General features: G+C 38.7%; 25 protein-coding genes and 1 tRNA gene. 19 read left to right on the top strand and 7 right to left on the bottom strand.

What is annotated here, in order from left to right; all coding sequences use genetic code 11:
- Positions 1-2: 2 nt before the first annotated feature.
- Positions 3-1,031 carry a DUF354 domain-containing protein gene (locus QFX38_06745; protein ID MDI9624566.1) on the top strand — a complete coding sequence of 343 codons (1,029 nt, stop codon included), beginning with the start codon at positions 3-5 and terminating at the stop codon, positions 1,029-1,031.
- On the opposite strand, the gene QFX38_06740 is transcribed toward QFX38_06745, so the two are convergent.
- Positions 1,032-1,105, bottom strand: a tRNA-Ala gene (locus QFX38_06740).
- A 66-nt stretch (positions 1,106-1,171) separates the two neighbouring features.
- Here QFX38_06740 and QFX38_06735 point away from each other — a divergent pair.
- From QFX38_06735 to mch, 7 genes are read left to right on the top strand one after another with little or no spacing between them, the layout of a single operon-like run.
- Positions 1,172-1,651, top strand: a complete 480-nt coding sequence (locus QFX38_06735; GenBank protein ID MDI9624565.1) for a GNAT family N-acetyltransferase — start codon at positions 1,172-1,174, stop codon at positions 1,649-1,651.
- 57 nt (positions 1,652-1,708) lie between these two features.
- Positions 1,709-2,788: a hypothetical protein gene (locus tag QFX38_06730; protein MDI9624564.1), complete on the top strand. Its 1,080-nt coding sequence runs from the start codon at positions 1,709-1,711 to the stop codon at positions 2,786-2,788.
- A gap of 3 nt (positions 2,789-2,791) precedes the next feature.
- On the top strand, positions 2,792-3,253 hold the full coding sequence (locus QFX38_06725) for a DUF1890 domain-containing protein (GenBank protein MDI9624563.1): 462 nt from the start codon (positions 2,792-2,794) through the stop codon (positions 3,251-3,253).
- 1 nt (position 3,254) lies between these two features.
- Positions 3,255-3,560, top strand: a complete 306-nt coding sequence (locus QFX38_06720) for a DUF1894 domain-containing protein (GenBank protein MDI9624562.1) — start codon at positions 3,255-3,257, stop codon at positions 3,558-3,560.
- Between the two features lie 21 nt (positions 3,561-3,581).
- Positions 3,582-4,520 carry a methionine synthase gene (locus tag QFX38_06715; protein MDI9624561.1) on the top strand — a complete coding sequence of 313 codons (939 nt, stop codon included), beginning with the start codon at positions 3,582-3,584 and terminating at the stop codon, positions 4,518-4,520.
- Entirely contained in the window at positions 4,495-5,145 is a 651-nt protein-coding gene (locus QFX38_06710) for a thymidylate synthase (protein MDI9624560.1), read from the top strand. The genes QFX38_06715 and QFX38_06710 overlap by 26 nt, the downstream gene beginning before the upstream one ends.
- Before the next feature lie 6 nt (positions 5,146-5,151).
- Entirely contained in the window at positions 5,152-6,114 is a 963-nt protein-coding gene (gene mch / locus QFX38_06705; GenBank protein ID MDI9624559.1) for a methenyltetrahydromethanopterin cyclohydrolase, read from the top strand.
- 620 nt (positions 6,115-6,734) lie between these two features.
- On the opposite strand, the gene QFX38_06700 is transcribed toward mch, so the two are convergent.
- The gene (locus QFX38_06700; GenBank protein ID MDI9624558.1) at positions 6,735-7,247 is read right to left on the bottom strand and encodes a thermonuclease family protein; all 513 of its coding nucleotides are present in this window, start codon (positions 7,245-7,247) and stop codon (positions 6,735-6,737) included.
- Between the two features lie 9 nt (positions 7,248-7,256).
- Entirely contained in the window at positions 7,257-7,847 is a 591-nt protein-coding gene (locus QFX38_06695) for a DJ-1/PfpI family protein (GenBank protein ID MDI9624557.1), read from the bottom strand.
- Positions 7,848-8,027: 180 nt separating this feature from the next.
- On the opposite strand from QFX38_06695, the gene QFX38_06690 reads away from it, so the two are divergent.
- The 4 genes from QFX38_06690 to QFX38_06675 are packed head-to-tail and all read left to right on the top strand — an operon-like array spanning position 8,028 to position 14,307.
- Entirely contained in the window at positions 8,028-8,603 is a 576-nt protein-coding gene (locus QFX38_06690) for a cupin domain-containing protein (protein MDI9624556.1), read from the top strand.
- Positions 8,604-8,629: 26 nt separating this feature from the next.
- On the top strand, positions 8,630-10,276 hold the full coding sequence (locus tag QFX38_06685) for an AMP-binding protein (GenBank protein MDI9624555.1): 1,647 nt from the start codon (positions 8,630-8,632) through the stop codon (positions 10,274-10,276).
- Positions 10,273-12,774: a DEAD/DEAH box helicase gene (locus tag QFX38_06680; GenBank protein MDI9624554.1), complete on the top strand. Its 2,502-nt coding sequence runs from the start codon at positions 10,273-10,275 to the stop codon at positions 12,772-12,774. The genes QFX38_06685 and QFX38_06680 overlap by 4 nt, the downstream gene beginning before the upstream one ends.
- Before the next feature lie 21 nt (positions 12,775-12,795).
- Positions 12,796-14,307: a hypothetical protein gene (locus QFX38_06675; protein MDI9624553.1), complete on the top strand. Its 1,512-nt coding sequence runs from the start codon at positions 12,796-12,798 to the stop codon at positions 14,305-14,307.
- Here QFX38_06675 and QFX38_06670 read toward each other — a convergent pair.
- From QFX38_06670 to QFX38_06660, 3 genes are read right to left on the bottom strand one after another with little or no spacing between them, the layout of a single operon-like run.
- On the bottom strand, positions 14,304-16,721 hold the full coding sequence (locus QFX38_06670) for a ribonucleotide reductase N-terminal alpha domain-containing protein (GenBank protein ID MDI9624552.1): 2,418 nt from the start codon (positions 16,719-16,721) through the stop codon (positions 14,304-14,306). The two genes, QFX38_06675 and QFX38_06670, sit on opposite strands and share 4 nt — an antisense overlap.
- Positions 16,722-16,747: 26 nt before the next feature.
- Complete coding sequence (arfB, locus tag QFX38_06665) at positions 16,748-17,455, bottom strand: 2-amino-5-formylamino-6-ribosylaminopyrimidin-4(3H)-one 5'-monophosphate deformylase (GenBank protein ID MDI9624551.1); 708 nt, start codon at positions 17,453-17,455, stop codon at positions 16,748-16,750.
- Positions 17,437-17,913, bottom strand: coding sequence for an RNA-binding protein (locus QFX38_06660; GenBank protein MDI9624550.1), 477 nt, complete (start codon positions 17,911-17,913; stop codon positions 17,437-17,439). Before QFX38_06660 ends, arfB begins: the two co-directional genes overlap by 19 nt.
- Before the next feature lie 657 nt (positions 17,914-18,570).
- Here QFX38_06660 and QFX38_06655 point away from each other — a divergent pair.
- Genes QFX38_06655 through cfbC form a run of 7 tightly spaced genes read left to right on the top strand, consistent with a single transcriptional unit; the run spans position 18,571 to position 23,805 of the window.
- Positions 18,571-18,813 (top strand): LSm family protein, encoded by a 243-nt coding sequence (locus QFX38_06655; GenBank protein ID MDI9624549.1) that lies wholly within the window; start codon positions 18,571-18,573, stop codon positions 18,811-18,813.
- A 38-nt stretch (positions 18,814-18,851) separates the two neighbouring features.
- Positions 18,852-19,034, top strand: coding sequence for a 50S ribosomal protein L37e (locus QFX38_06650; GenBank protein ID MDI9624548.1), 183 nt, complete (start codon positions 18,852-18,854; stop codon positions 19,032-19,034).
- Positions 19,035-19,877 carry a toprim domain-containing protein gene (locus tag QFX38_06645; GenBank protein MDI9624547.1) on the top strand — a complete coding sequence of 281 codons (843 nt, stop codon included), beginning with the start codon at positions 19,035-19,037 and terminating at the stop codon, positions 19,875-19,877. It abuts the gene before it with no gap.
- Between the two features lie 24 nt (positions 19,878-19,901).
- A complete protein-coding gene (purF, locus tag QFX38_06640; GenBank protein ID MDI9624546.1) occupies positions 19,902-21,269 on the top strand; it encodes an amidophosphoribosyltransferase in 1,368 nt (455 codons plus the stop codon).
- Positions 21,270-21,301: 32 nt separating this feature from the next.
- Complete coding sequence (locus tag QFX38_06635) at positions 21,302-22,489, top strand: U32 family peptidase (GenBank protein ID MDI9624545.1); 1,188 nt, start codon at positions 21,302-21,304, stop codon at positions 22,487-22,489.
- Between the two features lie 9 nt (positions 22,490-22,498).
- Complete coding sequence (locus QFX38_06630; GenBank protein ID MDI9624544.1) at positions 22,499-22,975, top strand: CBS domain-containing protein; 477 nt, start codon at positions 22,499-22,501, stop codon at positions 22,973-22,975.
- A gap of 17 nt (positions 22,976-22,992) precedes the next feature.
- Positions 22,993-23,805 (top strand): Ni-sirohydrochlorin a,c-diamide reductive cyclase ATP-dependent reductase subunit, encoded by an 813-nt coding sequence (gene cfbC, locus QFX38_06625; protein MDI9624543.1) that lies wholly within the window; start codon positions 22,993-22,995, stop codon positions 23,803-23,805.
- Here the strand turns inward: cfbC and QFX38_06620 are convergent.
- On the bottom strand, positions 23,794-24,225 hold the full coding sequence (locus QFX38_06620) for a GIY-YIG nuclease family protein (protein ID MDI9624542.1): 432 nt from the start codon (positions 24,223-24,225) through the stop codon (positions 23,794-23,796). The genes cfbC and QFX38_06620 overlap by 12 nt on opposite strands.
- Positions 24,226-24,268 lie beyond the last annotated feature (43 nt).

Genomic DNA, 24,268 nt, shown 5'->3' with positions numbered 1-24,268 from the left:
ATGTGAAGGTATGGATTGACATAACAAACTCACCCCATGTAAGATTTTTCAAAGATATCATTGAATACCTACAAGGAGAAGGAGAAGATGTCATTATAACCACGCGCAAATTTGGGGATATACACAAATTAATGAAATTATTCGGATTTGATTTCATATCAATAGGCAGACATGGAGTTTCATTAGCCGAAAAATTAGAAGAGAGCACTAAAAGAACTTATAAGCTCTCAAAGCTGATAATAGATGAGAAACCTGATGTTGGAGTGTCAAAGCATTCAATAGAACTTCCAAGGGTGACATTTGGCCTTAAAATCCCCAGTGTCTACATACTCGATAATGAACATGCAATAGCCGCTAATAAGCTCACACTACCATTATGCGAGAAAATAATAATGCCAGAAGTCATAGACTTCTGGGATGTTATAAAAACAGGTGCGGATCCAAACTCCATAATACGTTACAAGGGCACGTCAGAGATCTTACACTTTCAAAGTTTCGAATACAATGATAATATATTCCATGATCTTAAACTGGAACTGAAGAAAGAAAAGACTATCCTAATGCGACCTGAACCTGCCTTAGCATCATATCTAGATGCGGACTGTCACAAATCAGTTTTGACGCCTATAGTTGAAATGCTTAAGGATCATGCCAACATCCTAATCATACCAAGATTCAAGGAACAAGCTGAATTATTCAAGGGGTATGAGAATGTGACAATCCTTAAGCCGCCAGTGGATACTTTCAGTCTGATGAAAAAATGTGACCTCATGATAGGGGCTGGGGGTACAATGAATCGTGAAGCCGCACTACTAGGAACGCCCGTCATATCATGTTACCCTGGTAAAACATTAGCCGTAGATAAATTCTACATAGAGAATGGTCTAATGTACAGATCAACTGAAACGGATGAAATAGTAAAACTGGCCCTTAGATTGCTATTAGATGATAAAAAGCCGCCAAAAATAGAAACAGATGACCTATTTAAGATAATAATCGAAAACATTTACAATGCGGTTAATGATGGGTAGTGGACTGGCCGGGATTTGAACCCGGGGCCTCCGCCATGCCAAGGCGACGCTCTACCAACCTGAGCTACCAGCCCCTTTTTATATTCAAGGAATTATTGGATATTATATTATTTAAATTTAACCCTCCATTGGGTGATATATTGAATATTAGAAATGTTAAGGAAGGGGATTTCATTGGTATAGCGGAACTTGCATTGAAATGTAAACCAATGGCCACGGAGAGAAATTCTATATATCATCTGTTCACGAAATTTTTCTCAAGCACGTCATTTGTAGCCGAAGAAGACCATAGTATAGTAGGATTCCTTCTAGGATTCATATCACAGGACAACCCAAAGGAGGCTTATATACATCTTTTATGTGTTCATCCAAGATTTAGAGGTTATGGCATAGCATCCAAACTCTTAAAAGAATTTATAGAGACAGTTAAAAGGAAGAATGTTAGGAAAATATCCCTTATAACAAAACCAATAAACAGGAGAGCAATATCTTTCTACAGGAAGCATGGATTTAAGGATTACAAGGGTCCTGAAACCAGAAAAATTGGGGATGTGAATGTTTTAGAAGGGTATAATGGCGAAGGGGAGGATATGATCCTCTTTGAAAAATTTGTAAGATAAAATTATTTATGTGAGGTTAGTCCATATGGGGATTAAAGTTCCAAGGGGGAGGATAGATTGCAATTAATCCCTCAAAACCATCTTCAACTGATAATTGAAGTAGCGATAATATTGTACGTTGGCATAATATTCCTAATTAATCTTGCCCCTATTTCACTAGGATTTGTACTCTTCCTTTGTCTCCTTCTTGGTGTTATCTTCAATGTGATATTTGGGATAGATGTGATCTCTCTTTTCACATCATTTGGACAACATGAGTACACTCACCCTTTCGGGGCTCTAGCGCTTATGACGATGATAACTGCATTAGCAGCTATAAACATGATGGAAGATGCAGGTGTTGATGTTAGAGGTTTGAGAGGATTCTTATACCTCATAATAGTTGGTATAACAATATTTGGGGGGTTGATGCACAGGTCGTTCCTCCTTTTATGGCTTCTTGGATTATTCATAGGTCTGATCATAATCTCAAAATCGTTCCGAAGGGAATCGGTCTTCACATTTAAAAGGATTATATTATTCATCTTAATAGTTATAGTAGCATTCGGCTCCCTTGAATTAGTTTCAAGGATTTTTCAAATGCCCATTTTAAGCCCCTATCTTAGGATAACAAGGCTAGAGGAAAATGCTATTCCAAGCATAAAGATGGTTCTTAAGAACACTTATCTTATTGGACACGATCCATCTTCATCATATTGGGGGGATGCGTCCCAAGGTTTCGCAGATGGATACATTTCCTTGCCGTTATCCTTGATATTATTCTTCGGGTTACCATTACCCATATTCTACGGTGTATTAGTAAGCAAGAAGGATGTAATAGATTATATGCTACCTGGGATATTTGGTTGGGCTTATGACTTCGGATACCTTACATTGTTCTTTTTCTTGCTCTGGTGTCTCGGTATCATAATATTAGGTTTCAAATTGCTTCAAATTTACAGATCTAAGAGGGAGGAGGGATTGAAAAGTTATCTTGGAAGGGAGGCCCTCCTTATAGGTTCCCTGGTAGCATTTATATCTCAGGCCATTATAGGCCTTTTCATTGTTAATAGGAGCATTAATGGAACAGCACTCTTGACATTCATATTTTTAAGTTCATTGATAGTCGCCCATGTGGTTAAAATAAAGGAAGTGTAACTGATGAAAGAGGCTTTAATATTCCTAGGTTGCCCTGAATCTCCTATACAAGCACCTCTTGCTTTATACCTTTCACATAAACTCAAGGAGAAAAATTATAGTGTAACAGTAACTGCTAATCCAGCCGCTTTAAGATTGCTTGAAGTGGCAGATCCCGCCAGATCATACCTGGATAAGACTTCAGATCTTGACTCAACCCTTGATAGTCTTTCAAAGGGTAAATATGATCTATTATTCGGTTTTATACACAACGACGCTGCCCTAGCATATTTCATAACATTTAAAAGTATACTAGAGATTCCATCTATAGCGATAATATTTGGAAGGGATGCGAAGATTTTAAACATTCTTGAAAGGGAGGTTAAAGAGAACACGGACTCTCATATAGTATCTGTAAGAGCTCATCACAACCCCAACCCATTGAAGGTGCGCATAGATAAACTCCTAGAGGAATTGGAGGATTAAAATGTCATTTTGTCTCGAAACTTATCTACAGCAATCAGAAGATTATAGAATCCATATTTCAAAGGCAGGTTTCAGAGAATGTGCGAAACTGATCAAAGAAAGAGCCCAGGAGGTTCTATATGTGAAGGCTGGTGAAAAGATCCTCGGAGCAAGACTTATAGGGATACCCCCAATACCCATCGGTATCAACAAGGAAAAGAAAACAGTCATGATACCTTATACAAAACCCTGTTACGGGACTGCAGTAGTCGAAATACCTGTAAAAGATGAGGAAATAAAAAAAATAGAAAGGGTTGCGATAAAATAAACCTCATGGGGGGTGCAAATTATATTAACGACGGTAGTTGGAAGTTATCCAAGCCAACCATCTAAACCAAGAAACTGGAGAGAAAAATTATTAAACATCTTAGGATTCTATGATCCTTACAAACATGCAATTGAAATAGCAGTTAAAGACCAACTAAAAGCAGGTATAAATATAATCTCTGATGGACAAGTACGAGGGGACATGATAAGCATCTTCGCGTCGAAAATCCCCGGAATGAAAGTCGACAATAGCACATCAAAGATAATAACAAGAATATTACCACCCCAGAACCCTATAGGAGCTCAAGACCTCAAATTCTCCCAGAAAGTCATTAAAAAGCTTGGAGGCGAACAAGAGATTAAGGGTATAATCACAGGCCCCAGCACACTAGTCTACTCATCAAGGATTGAAGGCTTCTATAATCCAGAAGATAAAAAAAAGGCGATAATGGACATGGCAGAAGCCTTAAAGAGAGAGGCATCATATCTTGAAGAGGCTGGAGCGTCAATGATACAAATAGATGAACCATTCCTATCCACTGGTATCGTCAATATTAAAACGGCTAAAAAAGCAGTTAAAAGGATATCAAACGTTATAAATGTACCAGTAGCATTGCATGTTTGCGGGGATATAGAAGAAGTCTTTGGGGATCTTCTAAAATTTAACGTAGAAATAATAGATTGTGAATTCGCAGGAACTCCCAAAAACCTAGAAATCATTAATGACTTTGAAATAAAAAAGAAGAAGATAGGATTCGGATGCATTAATACAAAAAGCCAAAAAATAGAGACCATACAAGAAATAAAAAAGCTCATCAAAAAAGGTATAAAAATAATTGGAGAAGAAAAAATCATCATAGATCCAGACTGTGGGATGAGAAAACTTCCAAGGAACGTTGCGTTCTCCAAACTCAAAAACATGGTGGAGGCGGCCAATGCCCTACAAGATAACAGCCAATGAAATTAAAGACGGATGGCAAAAACTCCTAAAGAAGATACTCGAAGAAGGCGAACCAATAAAAGACGAAAGAGGTTCCATGACATTGGAAATTCTCAATGCAATAGTAGAAATCCAAACACCATTCAAAACAAATTTCTACCAGATAAGCGAAGAAGTCGAAGTCCCAAAAGGATACTTCTGGACTGGTGAAAAACTCAAAGAATACGCAAACCAATTCCTCACACCAAACAACCCAGGCTTCACATACACCTATGGTAACAGACTAAGAGACCACTTCAACGTCGACCAAGTAGAAGAGGCCATAAAAAGGCTTAAAAATTTCAGAAAGACCAGGCGAGCTACAATGATAACATGGGATCCAAGGATAGATTCGAGAGAAGACGAAGTACCATGCATGATACTCATAGACTTCAAAATCAGGGATGGTAAAATGCACACAACTGGAGTTTGGAGATCCCACGACATCTACGGCGCATGGTTCCCCAACGCAGTAGGCCTAGCATACCTTACAAAGCATGTTGCGGAAGAAACGGGAGCCCAGGTAGGCCCAATAACAATCCATTCTATAAGCGCCCACATATACGAAACAGACCTTGAAGAAGCTCAAAAAATGATATCGAGGTGATAGAATATGGTAAGTGTAAATTTAAGGGCTAAAAAAATCGTTGATGAAATGATATCCAAGGCAGATGACCTTAAAATTAAAGTGCAAAGATTAGATAATGGTTCAACAATCCTAGATTGTGGAGTGAATGTGGAAGGGAGTATAAAAGCCGGTGAACTTTACACCAAAGTTTGTCTTGGAGGGCTTGCGAGTGTGGGCATATCAATACCAGCAGACCTCTCTAAAAGATTAGCTCTACCATCAGTAAAAGTGAAAACAGACTTCCCAGCCATTTCAACCCTAGGATCCCAAAAGGCAGGGTGGGCTGTAAACGTCGGAGACTTTTTTGCATTGGGCTCAGGCCCGGCCCGCGCACTATCCAAGAAACCAAGTGAAACGTACGAAGAGATAGATTATGAGGATGATGCTGAAATCGCGATAATAGCCCTTGAGAGTGACAAATTACCAGACGAGGACGTTACAGAGAACATAGCCAAGGAATGTGGAGTTTCAACCGAAAATGTTTATGCTTTAGTAGCACCAACCGCATCAATTGTGGGTTCCATACAAATTTCCGGTAGAGTTGTTGAAAACGGCACTTATAAGATGCTGGAAGCTCTAGATTTTGATGTTAAAAAGGTGAAATATGCTGCTGGCATAGCACCAATAGCACCAGTAGACCCTGATGGACTGAAGGCAATGGGTAAAACAAATGATGCTGTGCTCTTCGGGGGCCGTACATATTATTATATCCAATCAGATGAGGGTGACGATCTGAAATCCCTCGCAGAGAATCTTCCATCATCAGCTTCCAAAGACTATGGCAGACCATTCTATGAAATATTTAAAGAGGCTGATTACGATTTCTACAAGATAGATAAGGGGATGTTCGCCCCGGCTGAGGTTTTCATCAACGATCTTCGCACAGGTGAAGTATTCAGGGCGGGTTTCGTCAACGAAGAACTACTCATAAAATCCTTCAACTTATAAAAAACATGCAAAGGGGGGGATAATCTCCCATAAAATTTCATCTATTGGTATATACGATATCCACAATTTGAACAATAGCCGTTGGGATCTCCGTAGCCAGCAGTACCTCTAGCATGGTAACTATAGGATCCGCAGTTTGGACAAACTAATAGGCCATCATCGTCTCCATATCCACACTGTGGACACCTTGTACCCACGTACCATGGATAATATCCACAGTTCGGACATTCTTGGGCTCCTGAAGATCGTGAGTCTCCAGAGGACCCATCACCGCTTTGGATAACTATAGGAGGATTTGTAGTATTATTCTGTTGGGTAATGGGCGGCCATTGAATACATCCAAAACAAGAAGTCAGAAGTACCATCACAGCAAGTATAGAAAGTAAAAACTTTTTATCCATCTTTCCCCCTCTAATACTTTTTTTGTGAGCATGATGCCCATTCTGAGAAGTATATTCCTAAAATATGATAAACCGTGAAATTTATCATATTTTAGAACCTCTCCTCTTATAAGAGTTTCACATTTTATTATATATACTTTTTCTTAGGATATATTGAAAACTCATGACATTTTGAGGTTAAAAGTGGGGCCTTTTTAGCGGCCATTAAACATTTTTTTGTTAAGCCCATGCGTATGGGTTGAATTCTGAGGGTGGTATGTACATTATTTCGGCGTATCCTCTTCTGAGCAATTCCGCGTTTAAGTTCACATTATCCACGTAAACTACGGCGAGTATTCGACCATATTTGTCACGATTTTTAACATCATCAATGTCTAAATGGACTGTTTTACCTAGGCACATTTCCTCTACGAAATCTTTTGCTTCTTGGTATCCTGGCTGTCCACGTTCTGGGGTGTTGACACCAACTAAGCGTATGCGCCCAACGCCTTCAACATCTATTGTATCACCGTCCACTACATGATAACAGTAACCGCTCGTCTCATATATGTGCTGTTCACTTGTATTATTAGCAGGTTGAGTGGTTTCATTGCTTTTATCAATGTTAAATGTGATGTTGTCCCTAGTATCTGATTCGGGCAAAAGGCCCCCGATAACTACCAATATCAAAATCCCAAGACAGCATAATCCCATTAGCGTGGCTGCTATAGTATCATCCTTTTTGGATGCCATTATAGATCACTATCTTCCGAGTTTTTCAGCTATTGTCCTTGCGAATTCATCGGCCACGTTAGGATTTTTTGCAGTTATTATATTCCCGGAGACCACAACATCCCTTTTCACGTATTTTGCGCCGCTTTCAGTTAATATATATTCGAGGCCAGGGTATATGGTGGCCTCTTTACCATTTAGTATCCCTGCTTTTGCTAGTATTGCAGGGGCTGCGCAAATTGCACCTATAATTTTACCTTGCCTGTTAGCTTCTTTAACGATTTCAATGACTTTCTCCATGTTTGGATCATCTATTTTCCCTGTTACTCTGTCGTATACTCCGCTTCCACCGATGAGTATTAGAGCATCATATTGGCCTATATCCTTTGGGTTCATATCTTCAATGTAAATGTCATAGTCTCTGTTTATCCTGTTAGCAGCTATGATGGTATAATTTCCACTTATTTTTTCCGCAGCTTTTAATTCTATGGGATTATATCTGTCAAATATTATAATGGCGACTCTTTTATCGGATAAGGGTTTCTCGCTGGTCGTGTAGAATGCTAGGATGGCGAGAATTGCAAGGGCTGCTACGAGTATTATAAAGTACTCTTTCCGCATCAAAACCCCCCTACATAAGATTATTTATATATTATTTTTATTGATAAGTTTGAAGGTTATTGGAAGTCTTAATTATATCCATTTTTTTATGATGGGTACTTTATGGGCTAATCTTTTTTATGATACTCTGGTAAAATATAATACAAACGATTTCTACGACAGACTTTTCCAGGTGATTATGTGAGGGCCAAGGCCAACATTGGTGAAAAAATAAAAAAGCTTAGAAAGGACAAGGAGATAAGTCTTGAAGAACTTTCCAAGAATAGTGGAGTTAAAAAGGATCTTATAAAGGATATAGAAGAAGGTGAGATCATACCATCACTCGCTCCCCTTATCAAGATTTCAAGGTCCCTTGGGATCAGATTAGGGACGCTATTAGATGATACAATAGAAGAAGGACCAGTGATTGTAAGGGAGGGGAAAGCTGAGAAGGTCATACACTTTTCTGGGCAGGAGGATGAAACAAGCGAAAGTCACCTCGATTTTTATTCCCTCGCAGCTGGGAAAGTTGACCGGCACATGGAACCATTCATAGTCCAAGTTGAACCCCACAAGGCCAAATTCAAACTTTCATCCCATGAAGGCGAAGAATTCATATATGTGCTTGAAGGAGAAATCGAAATATTATATGGTAAAGAAAAATATCACCTCAAGGAAGGGGACAGCATCTACTACGATTCTATAGTACCACATCATTTACATACACGAAACGATAAACCAGCAAAGATACTGGCAGTAGTCTACACACCATTCTAACAGAGAATGGGGGAGGGATAAATTTTATGGTTTTCACAGAAGATACAATCGGCGAATTCCTAGAAAAACAGGTAAAGAAATATCCTGATAAAGAATTTATAGTCTACCCTGACCGGGATCTGAGATTCACTTATCATGAATTCAATGAAAGAGTCAACCTATTAGCGAAGGGACTTTTAGCCATCGGACTCAAAAAGGGTGACCATTTAGGTATTTGGGCGACTAACGTCCCAGATTGGTTAACATTCCTCTTCGCCACGGCGAAAATAGGAGTAGTACTCGTCACAATAAACACAGCCTATAAAAGCCATGAACTAGAATATGTGATGAAGCAATCCGATATGAAAGCCATAGCCATCATAGACGGATTCCGTGATGTTGATTATATAAGGACAATTTACGAACTCGTACCTGAACTTAAAAGCCATGAAAGGGGCAACCTTAAAAGTAAAAGGTTCCCAAAGCTTAAAAGTGTCATTTATATTGGGGCTGCGAAGCATCGCGGAATGTATAACATTCATGAACTGATGTTACTAGGAAAGCACATCCCAGATAGTGAACTGGAAAAGGTGAAAAACACCCTTAACAATGACGATGTTATAAATATGCAATATACTTCTGGTACAACAGGATTCCCAAAGGGTGTAATGCTAACACATCGTAACATCCTCAACAACGGCTACTATATCGGTGAAAGGCAAAAGTTCACAGAAAAGGATAAATTATGCCTTCCAGTGCCGCTATTCCATTGTTTTGGGATAGTCCTTGGCGTGCTCGCAATTTTAACCCACGCAGGGACCCTTGTAGTCTTAGAACAGTTTGATCCGTTATTAGTATTGGCTGCAGTTGAAAAAGAAAAGTGCACAGCATTATATGGCGTCCCCACAATGTTCATAGCAGAATTCACACATCCGATGTTTGACATGTTCGATCTCTCATCCCTCAGAACTGGAATCATGGCAGGATCTCCTTGTCCCATCGAGGCCATGAAACGTGTTATCAATGACATGCACATGAAGGAAGTTACCATCGTCTATGGGCTTACAGAAGCATCCCCAGGTATTACTCAGAGTAGTGTGGATGATCCTATAGAAAAAAGGGTTGAAACTGTTGGAAAACCACTCCCACACATAGAGGTTAAGATAGTGGATCCTGAAACAGGTGAAGAACTCGGACCTGGACAGATAGGTGAAATATGTTGCAGAGGATACAATGTGATGAAAGGTTATTATAAGATGCCAGAGATGACAAAAGAGGTCATAGATGAAGATGGATGGCTTCACAGTGGCGATTTAGCAGTCATGGACGAAGACGGTTATTATTCAATTGTTGGACGTATAAAGGACATGATCATAAGAGGTGGTGAAAACATTTACCCAAGAGAGATCGAGGAATTCCTACATACCATGCCAGGGATCAAAGACGTCCAAGTAGTGGGAATACCAGATGAAAAATATGGTGAGATAGTAGGAGCTTTCGTCATAAAAGAGGAAGGCGCTGACATAAAAGAAGAGGATGTTAGAGATTATGCAATAGAAAGGATAGCCCGTTACAAAGTGCCCAAACACGTTTTCTTCGTGGATGAATTCCCACTAACAGCCAGTGGCAAAGTCCAAAAATTCAAATTACGAGAAATGGCAATTGAACTATTAAAAAAAGAAGAGAGAAAATGATAATATTAAATAGGAAAAAAAGGATAATAGAATTACTACCCATCGGAAAAGCCAAAGGAGCTTTAAATTCTCGCAGAAGACCATTATTTCAAGGTCATATACGACTAACACGAACTAGTAAAGGGCCTAGGATAAAACGCTTCATAATAAAAAAGGGTAAAAAGGAAAAACCAACACCCCCAGCGGAGGCTATAAAGCTTCTCAGAAAACAGTTAATATTCCTCCCAAGCAAAGACAAGGAAATAGAAGAATTTCTAGAATCCCTTAATATTAAAAACCATTATGCTAGAATATGTCAACATTGCCTTCTCGAAGGATATGTTACAATCATCACCCCAGCCTCATCATTCAAATATAATAAACAGTGGATATGCAAACAATGTGCTGATGAAATGATAAAAAGAGAAATCAAATATAATAGGATGGACAAAACAACATTCAAAAACTTTAAAAGACTCCTCCAAAGAACACAAGACTTGGAAAAAGTTTTAAAAGTCTTCGAACCCCGCTTCGACCCATTAAAGAACCCCAATCTAACATTATTCGATAAAATAACCTCATCAAAAGGTGAAAAAAACCCAATTACTGTGGATGAACTACAGATACCCCAAAAGTTCAAAGCCATATTAAAAAGACATGGCAACAGACAACTTTTACCCGTGCAAAAACTCGCAATAGAAGAAGGCCTCTTGGAAGGCGAAAACCTGCTAATAGTATCTGCCACTGCAAGTGGAAAAACCTTAATAGGAGAACTAGCCGGGATACCTAAAGCTCTAAAGGGTAAAAAGTTCATGTTTTTAACACCCCTTGTAGCCCTCGCAAACCAAAAATACCGCGACTTTAAGTCCAAATACGAGAGAATAGGCCTTAAAACAGCCATAAAAGTTGGGATGAACAGGGTGAAGGCTAGAGGAGAGCTTGTAATACCAGACACCGATATCAAGGGCGCTGATATAATCGTTGGCACCTATGAGGGCATAGACTTCATACTAAGATCTGACAAATCCAACATCCTAAAAGAGCTTGGTGTTGTGGTCATCGATGAAATACACACACTAGATGATGAGGAAAGGGGTTCAAGATTAAATGGGATGATATCAAGGTTAAAGAAAATATTCCCAGAAGCTCAGATTATCGCGTTATCAGCCACCATTGACAACCCAGAAGAGATAGCATCAGAATTCAATTTGAAATTAATTGAATATGATAAAAGACCCGTTACATTAGAGAGGCATCTCACATTCCTAAGAAACGAGGAAGAAAAAAGAGATCTCATCACGAGACTAACCACCAGAGAATTTAAAAACATTTCAAAAAAAGGATTCCATGGACAGAGCATAATCTTCACGAATTCCAGGAGAAAAACAAGACTAATCGCAGATTACCTCCAAAGAAGAGGAATAAAAGCGGAAGCATACCATGCAGGGTTGCCTTATCAACAAAGAAGAAAAATCGAGAAAAAATTCGCATCCCAAAAATTGGCTGCAGTGGTCACAACAGCCGCACTATCAGCAGGCGTTGACTTCCCAGCTTCCCAAGTAATATTTGAAACACTACTCATGGGTAACAGGTGGATAACCCCTAACGAGTTCTCCCAAATGCTCGGAAGGGCTGGGAGACCATCATATCATGACAGGGGCATAGTATACTTACTACCAGAAGTGGGAATGTCATTCGATGGAGAAACCGAAGAATCAAAGGCCATAGAATTGCTCGAAACAGGTTTAGACCCTGTTAACGTCTATTACACCAAAGAAGATGTCATGGAGCAATTATTAGCCGATATAAGTTCAGGCGCGGTTAAAAACATCAAAGACATTGAAGAAAAACCTACATGGCCCATTAGCCCAAAAAAGGCTCTTGAAATCCTAGAATCATATGGCCTTATAATAGAGGATAATGGAAGATTAAAGGTTACAGATTACGGGATGGCAGTCTCCAAATCTTTCCTAAAATGTGAAGAAGCTGATTATATAAGAGAAAAGTTGGATAATACGGATTCTCTTGAAATAGCCCTTTCTATGGAACCATTCGAGAATGCTTATCTTTCAAATCGTCTGCACAACCAGTTAACCCAAAAGTTAAAGGTTAAATTTTCAAATAAGCTATTTGCAGATTCAACGCTGGACATAATCTCCAATGGTGACAATATCATAAAATTAGATGAAAAACTCCAAGAAGCTCTTATCAATATACAAATTGACTTTTTATCCTGTGAATGTAAAGAGAGACCATTCTGTGATTGCATACAAGCTAAACTTTCAGAATATATTGTTAAAATGAGATTGAGAGGGAAAGATCCTGCTGATATAAGTAGGCTGCTCCTTAAAAAATACCAGATACAAGCATACTCTGGTGATATATTCAATTGGCTTGACTCACTACTAAGAATACTGGAAAGTATAAAGAGGATAGCTTTAGCGTCTCGAAAACATGAAAAAGTGAAAGAATCTTCCATAATATCAGAGGCGATTGAAACTGGTGAAAAATGTCCATGAGAAAATGGGTGGTAACATCCTATGGATAAAAAACTGGCTTATATTATCCCTCCATTGGTTATTTTCGTAATCTGTCTTCGGACGACCTTAAATTATAAATGGCCACTTGGATGGGATATTTTCTATCATATACACCTTGCACAGATTTATGTGGGAAAGGGTTTCACTTTCTTTGATCCTGTTTATAATGCACCCGGAGGCAGATTCATCAATTATCCCCCACTTTTCCACCTTTTATTAACTTTTTTTTCCTTAGCTTTGGGTTTGAGCCCATTCGAGATCTCAAGGTTCATGCAACCATTCTTCGCGGCTTTCATAGTTTTATCAGTTACTATTGTAGGCGCACGCTTTTATGATAGTCTTGCAGGGATTTTTGCCGGGATTCTTTTAATCTCGGCTGTTATAGCTACGAGGATAATTTTACCATTACCCGAGAACATGGCATTGATATTTTTACCAGTTAGCATCTATTTTTATTATAAGTCCATTAAAACTCTCAGACTAAAATTTGCATGTGCTTCAGGGGCTTTAATGGGTATTATTGCACTTATACATTCAGCAGCCACCCTTTGCCTCTTCGTTTCAGTTACATTCATAACATTTATTTTAGTAGTGGCTGCTTTGAAGAAGAACATTAATCTTAAGATTGTGATATCTAATTATGGGATTTTCATTTTGTCTGGTTTTATTATCGCAAGTTTTTGGTGGCTGCCTTCATTGTATCTTAAAAGCCTTGGAGTCTCTGGGGGGGTTGAAACAGCTCTACCATTTTCTGTGAGGACTAGTATCTTGAATTATCCAAAAGCTTTGGGTTATCTTGTTTGTGGCTTTGCTATCATAGGATTGGCTCGGGCTTATAAGGGTTTTGGTTTGAGGGATCTTTTTATCATATCATGGATCCTTTCGATGTTTATACTTTCGAAAGCTTATTATTTTGGGATTAATGTCATCTCATATAGGGTTCTTATTTATATTTTGTTGCCCTTATCTATATTGGCAGGTTCTGGTTTGGAATCTGCTTTCAGAGCCTTTAGAGAAGTGAATAGAAGTGTTGCTAGTGTTTTTTTAATTTTAATTTTTTCATTTTCATTATTCCAAGCTGTTGTGAATTTTTCAAGTTCGAAGATTGCCGATTTTGGTGTTTTAACAGCTTATGGTAGGGTTTCTATTGCACCGCCCACAGAGGGGGAGGTAGAGCTTGCTGAATGGTTTAAAAAAGAGGCTGACAAGCACAAAGTTGCATCTTTTTCAAATTATTATACTGGAGTTTTTATAATGGCTTATTCAAGGCAACCTGTTAATCCTTTATTAGAACATTTTCAGGGTATCCCAGGGGATGATGAACTTCGCAAGGAGAATATAGCATATCTTGTATATGATAAAAGGTTGAAAATGTATGATAATCTCCCGTTTGTATCTTTTGAGAATCTGTTATACTATAATCCTAATATGGTTAATTTAAGTGATTTGGATTATGATTATTTAAAAAAGATTTATGAGAATGAAGAGTTTATAGTTTATATGGTAATCTAATTTGGACAGGTCATATCACGGCATGTACCAGCATATTCAATGGATTCTGGGAACTTTAAAACCTCTCTTTTTTTACTCCCATAACGATAGACTGTTATACCTTTGCATCCAAGTTTGTAGGCTGCTTTGAAGATATTTTCCACATCTTTTGGTTTTGCATTTGGTGGGAGGTTCACTGTTTTTGAAACGGCATTGTCCACGTGTTTCTGGAATGTTGCCTGGATTTTCACATGGAAGATTGGATCTATTTCATGGGCTGTTACAAAAAGGCGTTTTATATCAGCTGGGATATCCTTAATCCTCCTAATGGACCCTTCCCTAGCGATTCTTTCCATGAGTTTTTTATCATAGAATCCTCTTTTCTTCGCCTCAACTTCGAAGAGTGGGTTTACATCTATGAGTTTTCTGTCGATGATCTCCCTTATGAATGATACAGCAAATATAGGTTCTATGCTGCTTGTAACACCGGCTATTATGCTGAGTGAACCTGTTGGGGCTATGGTTGTGAGTGTGGCGTTCCTCATATAATCGAAACCTTCCTGGTACCATTTGCTGTCCTTGAATGCTGGGAATGAGCCCCTTTCAAGTGCCAGTTCCATTGAAGCTTTCTGGGCTTCAACTTTTATATGTGACATGATTTTATCCGCTACTCGGAGAGCGGATTTGGAATTGTAAGGTATTCCTAATTTTATTAGCATGTCGGCGAACCCCATAACACCAAGCCCTATCTTACGTGTCTTTTTTGTAGTTTCTTCGATTTTTTTTATGGGGTAATTGTTAACATCGATTACATTATCAAGGAAATGAACCGCTATTTTAACTGTTCTTGATAATTTTTCCCAGTTTATTTTACCATTTTCTGCCATGAGTTTGAGGTTTATTGATCCAAGGTTACATGATTCATATGGTAGTAGTGGTTGTTCCCCACAATTGTGGACATAGAATCCGTTGGCATCAAAGGCATTTACACCAGGGACTTGGATGTCATAGACTGTCTCTATAGTATCTGGTATTATATCTTTAACCGTTGCAAAAGATCCTGGAGGTTTAACCATTTCTAGTCTGTATTGTGATGAATATTCTCGGATCTTTGTATATATTCCTGATCTTAGGAGCATCCTTTGCAGTGTTTTCGCGATTCCAAGATCTCCCTCAAATAATATTTTATTTGGATTAGAGTCGAGAAGGCCTTTGAATAATCCTGTGTAGAATCTTGATGAGGCTTTCTCCATCTCATCTGTGATTTTCAGATTCTCTTCATTGATTGCAAGGCCTGTAAGGTAACCATCATCCTCAGTGAATTTGCCATCCCATCGTAGGCCTTTGTGCTCATTTAGGATTATTTTATCCCCTATTTTTAGTTCTGATAATTTTTTCCATTCAGGTTCGCCATCGGAGGACAATCTGAGAATCTTGTGATCTGCTGTGAGGCGTAGGTGGAAGCCTTCAACCGTTTCTAGTCTATATAATCTTTTTGTACCGGTGGGGAAGAATCCCGTATATGATTTCCATTCTCTGCCGTTTAATATTATCTTACAAGCTTTTTCTGTTAATTCTTTGACCTGCCTGGGGCCTTTGGATGTCATCACCCATGTTTCTGGGCCGACACAAGGGTTTGTGGCTTCTATGCTACCTAGGGCTGGGGTGGGGTTTGCCTTGTTTATTGTGTCCTTGAATAGTATTCCTGGGTCGCCTCTTTTCCACGCCATTTTAACCATTCGATTGAATATTTCTCTGGCCGGCACTGAAGCAGTGACTTCTCCCGTACGTGGATTTATGAGTTCATATTCAATATTTGATTCTATTCCGTCCATGAAATTATCGGTAACCATCACTGAGAGGTTGAAGTTGCTGAATGCACCTTCTTCTTTTTTTGCTTCTATAAATTCGATGATGTCTGGGTGGTTAACATCTAATATGCCCATGTTGGCCCCTCTTCTCCTGCCACCTTGTTTTATAACTTCTGTTGCGACATCGAATATTCTCATGAAAGATACTGGGCCGGAGGCGACGCCCATGGTTGAGCCTACGATGTCCCCTTTCGGTCTGAGGTGGGAGAATGAGAAGCCGACTCCTCCACCTGATTTGTGGATGAGTGCCATGTATTTAAGTGCGTCGAATATGCTGTCCATTGAGTCTTCTATTGGTATGACGAAGCATGCTGATAATTGGTTTATTGGTGTGCCAGCGTTCATTAGGGTTGGTGAATTTGGTAAGAATTCTAGTTTGCTCATTATCTCATAGAATTTTTTTGCGGTAGTTTCAGTGTCGCCACCATATTTTTCTTCTGCTTGTGCAACTGCAAGGGCAACTCTCCTGAACATTCCCTCAGGGGTTTCTAATATTTTCCCTTTCTCGTCTTTGAGGAGGTATCTTTCCTTGAGGACTTTCAAGGCATTTTGGGTTAATCTCATTGGTGGTGCACCTATTTTATGGAGGGTTACTCATCTAGTAATAATTTTATGTCTTTTATGATATCTTTTAGGGCTTTTTCTATGAGGGATTTTCCAAGTATTGGATCCGCATTAATACCCTCATTTTCTATTTGTTTTGCACCTTCATCTATTTTTTTGTCTTGTTCACGGGCTTCTTTTAAGCCTATCATCCCTATTTCAGGATATTCTTCAATGTTTTCGCATTCTCGGAGCCTTTTGGGGTCTGTTATTCCTAGGATTAGGCCTATTGAAAGTTCACCGGATCCGGCATGTGGGCCTTCTATTTCAACTATCTTGTTATTCAATTTTATCTTTATTCCAGTTTCTTCTGAAATAGTGGGTAGATATTTTTTTATTTTTGTGTTGCCTCCGTGTCCATTTACTATAAGGACCTTTTGGATTTTTAGGGATTTTTTTGCACATTCTAGGATTGGTTTTAAGTGTTTTTCAATGAGTTCTGTGGGTTTTATGTGTATTCCATGTTTTATATATGGGTGTTCTGTCGCTGCATATATTATGCCTAGGAATTTTGCTCCTGTCCTATTACTTGCTTCAAGGGCGAGGTAGGAGGCGATTTTGGCGTCTGTATCTATGGGAAGTGCTGGGCCATGGTTTTCAAGGTGGGATCCTAGGGCCAGTATTCCTATCTTGTGGATGTGGGGTGATATTATGTTACCTGAGTCATAATTTAGTTTTATATTTCTAGGTTCCATATTTTATCTCCGATGTAATGTATGTTTTTTATTGCTTTTCCTTTTCTGCTTTTTATCATGGAAGGACCGTCTATTAGACTCACTCCTATTGTTATAGGCTTTTTGTATTTTTCATCTACTACTATTACTAGGTCTCCTTTTTTTATTTTGGGGTCTGCGTCGACTATACCCGGACTCATCACATCAGCACCATTTGTAAGGAATTTAACAGCCCCCATATCAACTATAACACGATTAGATTTTATGCTAGTTTTGAGGGCGCCTTTGAGGGTGGGGAAAGGCTTGTTATTGACTAACATGATTAACGGTTCGCCATCAATTAATATTAAAGGATAAGGTTCTGCTTCGAGGAATTCTATTATTGCTTTTTCTGGGATTAAATCAGAATAGTCGGCTAATCCTTCTTTTATCTTTTTAGCTTCCTTTTTTTTCAGATGGTATCTTCTCTTCACCTTCAAGGGGCCTCACCAATTGTGTAATTTGATAAAATGAAATATTTACCCTTTTTATATTATTATCTTTCCAAACTTGATGGTGATTATGTATTGCTTGCGGGCCCACTGCACAAGGTGGAGATTTTTTTTAACATCATATTATTTTTTTTGGGTATTCTAGGCAAGTTCTCTCCTTTATATGAGTGTATCTTAATCGTGTTAATATCTGTAATTAATGTCTTAATTTTGGAAACAGGGGATTTCTTGTGGATTTTCAAATAGAATGGAAGTTTTTCGGATACAGTTCATATCATGTTTTAATGAGTGTTATGGGATTGTTGGAAATTCCAAAAAAGCTTGATGAAAATGTTCTTTTTTTTGAAAATTTGTCTTGAAGGCTAAAAATCAAGTGCGCAGAGGAGAAAATTATCTTATTATAACATTTTCATTAGAGAGGATCATTTTTTAATAAAACTAATGGGGTTGTTCCTTTTTTTAGCAGGAATTTTCATACTCCAGTGTAGGGAGACCATGCCAGCGAATCTCTTATTTTTTAATCTAAAAAAATATATAGATGTTTAGAAGTAAGTACCTTTAAGGCCTTCATCATTTTTATTGTAGTGGGTGACGCCCTCCTCCGATAAGGTTAAATATGCTCTAGTTAAATTGAACTAGTAGGTGATGATTGTGAATTCGCAAAAAGGTAGTATACAAAGACCACTTGATGCGCTGGGTAATTCATTGAATTCTCCAGTTCTCATTAAACTAAAAGGTGACAGGGAATTCAGGGGTGTTCTGAAGAGTTTTGACCTCCATATGAATCTTGTGTTAAATGATGCCGAAGAACTGGAGAATGGAGAGGTTACCAGGAGACTCGGAACAGTATTAATTAGAGGAGATAACATAGTATATATATCCCCATAGTATTAATAAAAGCTTATTTTTCAGGAGGGATTCGACTTATGAAAGGCACTCCATCATTCGGTAAAAGGAATAAGAGTCTGCATATAAGATGTAGACGTTGTGGAAGAAACGCTTATCATATACGTAAGAAGGTATGTGCTGCTTGCGGATTTGGAAGATCCAAGAGGATAAGACGTTATAGCTGGCAGAATAAGAAAGTTAATGGTCGAAGGTTGAAATAAATGTTAGATAATCGCGGCCCCATTGATGTTCGTATAATTGTTGAGGGAGCATCTGATGTGGAGAGTGTTTCAAAGGCTCTTCAGGATGTCTCGTTAGGTTCTGAATATCATATAACAATCTCTTCGATAATACCAACCACTAGCCTGGAAATAGCTAAAAGGGCTGTTGAAGGCGCTGATATAGTGCTCATAGCCACGGATGCTGATGCTACCGGCAGAGAACTTGCAGAGAAGTTCCAGAGAAACCTTAAAGAGAATGTGGGGCACGTTGAAAGGGTGAAATTACCCTATGGCCACGATGTGGAATATATTGACCCTCGGCTCATGATGGAGGAGATAAAAAATGCTATTATAAGAGCCGGTTTATCCTCAATCGCAAATATAAGAAAATTAAGAAAACTTGAAGAAAAAGTACACCAATTCAAGTCTAAAATAGATGAATTATCCAATGAAAACAGCACATTACAAGATGAGAATAATAGATTATCAAATGAATTGGAAAAAATCACAGAAGAGAAGGAGGAATTGAACTCCAAATTAGAGAAATTAGAAGAGAAGTTCACCCACCTTCAAGAAGATTACCAGAAAATTAAGGAAAAATACAAGGAACTTAAAGGTAAAAGCTTCCTTGAAATGTTTCCCCTCCATGAATTATGGAGAGACCTTTTTGATGAAGAACTTGAAGATGAAAAGAAGATTGTAAAAGTGGCGGATACTCTTAAATCTGAAAATCTAATCATAGGACAAGGTTATATCGCAGCACCCTCAAAAGAGGATGCGATAACTTGTCTAAGAACCATAAGGACAATCCTATTTTTAATGAGCAGGACGGAGGAAAAGTGATAAACAGTGGGGGGAGAATTTAAGGTGAAGGACAAATGTGGTATTGTGGGCATATACTCTTCTGATAAAAACAAGAATATAGCCCCCCACATTTATTATGGACTCTACGCCCTCCAACATCGCGGACAAGAATCAGCAGGTATATCAACTTCGAATGGCAAAAGATTCTACACACACAAGGGAATGGGACTTGTATATGAGGTCTTCAACGGCAAAAAATTGAAAAAACTCAAAGGTAACATTGGAATCGGGCATGTAAGATACTCCACAACAGGAAAATCTAGGATAGAAAATTCACAGCCATTCCATAATAGAATAGGCGGCTTGGATATTGCCATAGCCCATAACGGTGACATAGTAAATTCAGGGGAACTTCGAAGAGAACTGGAAAAGGAAGGCTACACTTTCCAATCAACCACAGATTCTGAAGTTATCAGTTACTTGATCAGGAGGGAATATCAAAAGGACAACGACATGATAAAAGCCATTGAAAGAACATCAAAACAGCTCATAGGATCATATTCCCTCGTAATACTCTTTAACCATGAATTATATGTTGTAAGAGACCCCCTAGGAATAAAACCATTAGCATTAGCAGAAAAGGATGGTACAAGGATGGTAGCATCTGAGAGCGTGGCATTCGATGTTATAGGCGCTGAATACCAAAGAGACGTCAGACCAGGGGAGATAATCCACTTAAACAATGATGAGTCACATATCATCAAAGGCTCCGAAAAAATGAGAAGAGCCCATTGCATGTTCGAATATGTATATTTCGCACGACCAGACAGCATCATCGACGGCAGAAACGTCTACGAGGTAAGATTAAAAATAGGAAGAGCGCTTTACAGGGAACACCCAGCAGATGTGGACGTGGTGATGCCAGTACCAGATTCCGCCATAACAGCCGCAATTGGCTACTCACGAGAATCAGGGATACCCTATGGTGAAGGCCTTATAAAAAACCGTTATGTAGGCCGCACATTCATCATGCCAACCCAAGAAGAAAGAGAGACCGCAGTCAAACTCAAAATGAACCCTATAAAATCAGAACTCGAAAACAAGAAGATAGTGCTAATAGATGATAGTATAGTTAGGGGCACGACATCCAAGGCCCTCATAGACATCCTTAGAGAGGCTGGAGCGCGTGAAATACACCTTAGGATAGGATGTCCCCCTATAACATCACCTTGTTATTATGGTATTGCAATGGCAACAAAAAAAGAACTTTTAGCATCCAATAAAACAATTAAAGAGATAAGGGACATACTAGGCGTAGACTCACTAGGTTATCTGAGCATAGAATCCCTAGTGAAGGCTATTGGCATCAGCAAAAAAAATCTGTGTACTGGATGCCTTGATGGAGAATATCCCACCCCCGTACCACTTTGAATATAGATTATTTTCACCCTGGTGAGGTTAAAATGGTTGAACTTTTAGCACCTGCCAGAGATTTCCCATCGATCTCTGCAGCCCTTAAAAATGGTGCCGATGCAATCTATATAGGCATGGAAGGTTGTAACTTACGTGCTAACATATCCAATTTTAGCCTAGAAGAGATAAAAGAGGCCACTAGGATAATCCATGACAACAATGCAAAAGTATATGTTTGTACAAATACCATGCTCAAGGACAAGGACATTGAAGAGCTAGAATCGAAATTACCATTACTACACAGCTTTGAAGTAGACGCTGTAATAGTATCAGATCTTGGAGCCATTGAATTAGCTAGAGATAACGGGCTTGATGTCCATGTAAGCGTCCAAGCTAACATATCCAATACTAGAAGTTTGCATGTGCTCAAGAAAATGGGGGCAAAAAGAGTTATACTGTCAAGGGAATTGTCACTTGATGAAATAAGAGGGATAGTGAAAAAGTCCCCATTGGAGATTGAGGTTTTCGTTCATGGAGCCCTTTGCATGGCAATATCTGGCCGTTGCTTCTTAAGCTACTATTTTTATGGTAAAAGTGCGAATAATGGGGAATGCCTCCAACCATGCAGAAAATCATGGAAACTAACATCAGAAGATGAAACACTAATACTAGAATCTGGTCAAGGGAACATCCAAAGTTATATTTTAAGTCCAAGAGATCTTTGCATGATAAAACATATACCTTCTTTGATTGATGCTGGCATCCACGCCCTCAAAATCGAAGGAAGGGCAAGACCAGCAGATTATGTTGCAACGGTAACACGAGTCTACAGGGAAGCTATAAACTCCCACCTTAAAGGTTCATGGAAATTCAAAAAAGAATGGATAAATGAACTTAAAAAGGTATTCAACAGAGGATTCGATGAAGGGTTCTACTTTAAAAAACCAAAACAGGGCCCCCCACAAAACCAAGCCAAGTTCATTAAGAGGGACATAGGCCAGGTTTTAAATTATTATAGGAAAGTTGGCGCCGCTGAAATCAGACTCTGGGACAAACTCAAGATAGGGGATGAGATAATAATCCAAGGGAAAACCACAGGTTCATTAACAGAGAAGGTCAAATCATTACAGATAAATGGGAGGAATGTTAAAAAAGCAGAGAAATGCAGAGTCGGAGTCAAAGTAACAAGTAGGGTAAGACCCGGAGATCTCGTATATAAAAGAGTAAAAAAAGAATAGGTGATAAATTTGATAAAAGTTGAAGATGCGATGCAGAAAAATGTTATAACGATTAGAAATGATATGAAAATAAAAGAAGCCGCTAGAATATTAAGGGAGCACAAGATAAGTGGCGCACCAGTTATAGACAAGAACAATAAACTAGTCGGCATACTAAGTGAAGGAGACATCATAAGACTCTTGGAAGTTCACTCACCCAAATTAAACTTGATATTACCATCTCCCCTAGATCTCATAGAACTCCCCCTCAGAATGAAACATGAATATGATGAGATAATAAAGGGTATAAAAAAGGCGGCATTAACATTAGTTGATGAGATAATGACACGAAAACTCATCACAATAAAACCAGACCAATCAATATCAGACGCTGCTGAACTCATGGACAAACATAAAATAAAAAGACTACCAGTAGTGGATGATGAAGGCAACCTCATAGGAATCATCACAAGAGGCGATATTATAGGAGCACTAGTAAAAACATAGACTGTGAGGTTCCTTAATTGACAAAAAAAATAGCAGTTTATGGAAAAGGTGGTATCGGTAAATCAACCATCGTCGCTAACATTGCGGCATCCTACGCTCAAGAGTATAATGTACTTGTTATAGGCTGCGACCCAAAAGCTGACACCACCAGAACATTATATGGTTCAAGGATACCCACAGTGTTATCTGTTTTAAGAAAAAACAAAGAACCTCACCCTGAGGAGGTAGTATACAAAGGCTATAATAATATTTCATGTGTTGAGAGTGGCGGCCCTGAGCCTGGAGTTGGTTGCGCCGGCCGTGGGGTTATAGTTGCAATGAACCTCCTTGAAAGACTTGGCGTTTTCGAAGAACCATTTGACGTGATCATATATGATGTGCTTGGTGACGTTGTATGCGGAGGTTTTGCGGTACCATTAAGGGAAGAATTTGCAGATGAAGTTTATATTGTAACATCGGGAGAATACATGTCACTCTATGCGGCTAATAATATAGCTAAGGGCATAAAGAAGCTTAACAGCAGACTTGGTGGAATAATCTGCAACTGTAAAGGTATCAAGGATGAAACCAAAATCGTGGAATTATTTGCAGAGAAGATAGGATCGAAGGTTATTGGGATTATACCAAGGAGTGAACTTGTACCTCAAAGTGAAATCGAAGCTATGACCGTTATAGAGAAATTCCCAGATTCGAAACAGGCCATGGTCTATCATGAGCTTGCTAGGAGAATTTATGAAAATAAAGATTTCACGGTACCAAGGCCACTTACCATGGACGAATTTGAAGAATTCTTCAAAGAACTTAAAAAAGGGGGATCTTTAGAGTTTTAGATTTTTAAGGGACATGATCTTGGCGCCTAATCCTTTTATAGCATCTAAAATTGCACTTTTCGCAACTCTAACATTTTCATAATAGTGTAAATGAGATTTGCATTTACAGTCGGAACATCCAAAACCCTCTATAGATCTTTGATTTTCTAATCTTTCAGAGAGCAGACATTCGAGCCGCCTTTCATCTGTTGTGAATATCACATCCTCTATTATTGTATTTTCATGGGCTAGAAGATAATCAACATGCCAATGGATCCTCTTATTTTCTGAAAAATGCCTTCTAATCCTAGTCTCTAATGAATTAAAGGCTGAACCCACATATACATAACATCCACGTTCAATTTTAACATTACCAAGGGCGCCAACATTCAAATATGAAGTTTCTCTTACTCTAATAATTAGACAATAGGTTCCCTTCATGGTCTATAATATGTCACTGGGTTAAAAAACCTATTTCAGGATG

Source organism: Methanothermobacter sp. (assembly GCA_030055615.1).
Lineage (GTDB): Archaea > Methanobacteriota > Methanobacteria > Methanobacteriales > DSM-23052 > Methanothermobacter_A.
Note: the sequence above shows the minus strand (reverse complement) of the source record. Positions and strands in the feature narration are given on the sequence as shown.

What these genes read in the sequence shown, in the direction of transcription:
- QFX38_06655 (MDI9624549.1), top strand. Translation starts at nt 18,571, where the DNA reads ATGATTGTGAATTCGCAAAAAGGTAGTATACAAAGACCACTTGATGCG.
- QFX38_06645 (MDI9624547.1), top strand. Translation starts at nt 19,035, where the DNA reads ATGTTAGATAATCGCGGCCCCATTGATGTTCGTATAATTGTTGAGGGA.
- QFX38_06720 (MDI9624562.1), top strand. Translation starts at nt 3,255, where the DNA reads ATGTCATTTTGTCTCGAAACTTATCTACAGCAATCAGAAGATTATAGA.
- QFX38_06725 (MDI9624563.1), top strand. Translation starts at nt 2,792, where the DNA reads ATGAAAGAGGCTTTAATATTCCTAGGTTGCCCTGAATCTCCTATACAA.
- QFX38_06620 (MDI9624542.1), bottom strand. Translation starts at nt 24,225, where the DNA reads ATGAAGGGAACCTATTGTCTAATTATTAGAGTAAGAGAAACTTCATAT.
- QFX38_06650 (MDI9624548.1), top strand. Translation starts at nt 18,852, where the DNA reads ATGAAAGGCACTCCATCATTCGGTAAAAGGAATAAGAGTCTGCATATA.
- QFX38_06680 (MDI9624554.1), top strand. Translation starts at nt 10,273, where the DNA reads ATGATAATATTAAATAGGAAAAAAAGGATAATAGAATTACTACCCATC.
- QFX38_06670 (MDI9624552.1), bottom strand. Translation starts at nt 16,721, where the DNA reads ATGAGATTAACCCAAAATGCCTTGAAAGTCCTCAAGGAAAGATACCTC.
- QFX38_06710 (MDI9624560.1), top strand. Translation starts at nt 4,495, where the DNA reads ATGCCCTACAAGATAACAGCCAATGAAATTAAAGACGGATGGCAAAAA.
- QFX38_06635 (MDI9624545.1), top strand. Translation starts at nt 21,302, where the DNA reads ATGGTTGAACTTTTAGCACCTGCCAGAGATTTCCCATCGATCTCTGCA.
- QFX38_06700 (MDI9624558.1), bottom strand. Translation starts at nt 7,247, where the DNA reads ATGGCATCCAAAAAGGATGATACTATAGCAGCCACGCTAATGGGATTA.
- mch (MDI9624559.1), top strand. Translation starts at nt 5,152, where the DNA reads ATGGTAAGTGTAAATTTAAGGGCTAAAAAAATCGTTGATGAAATGATA.
- QFX38_06695 (MDI9624557.1), bottom strand. Translation starts at nt 7,847, where the DNA reads ATGCGGAAAGAGTACTTTATAATACTCGTAGCAGCCCTTGCAATTCTC.
- arfB (MDI9624551.1), bottom strand. Translation starts at nt 17,455, where the DNA reads ATGGAACCTAGAAATATAAAACTAAATTATGACTCAGGTAACATAATA.
- QFX38_06685 (MDI9624555.1), top strand. Translation starts at nt 8,630, where the DNA reads ATGGTTTTCACAGAAGATACAATCGGCGAATTCCTAGAAAAACAGGTA.
- QFX38_06675 (MDI9624553.1), top strand. Translation starts at nt 12,796, where the DNA reads ATGGATAAAAAACTGGCTTATATTATCCCTCCATTGGTTATTTTCGTA.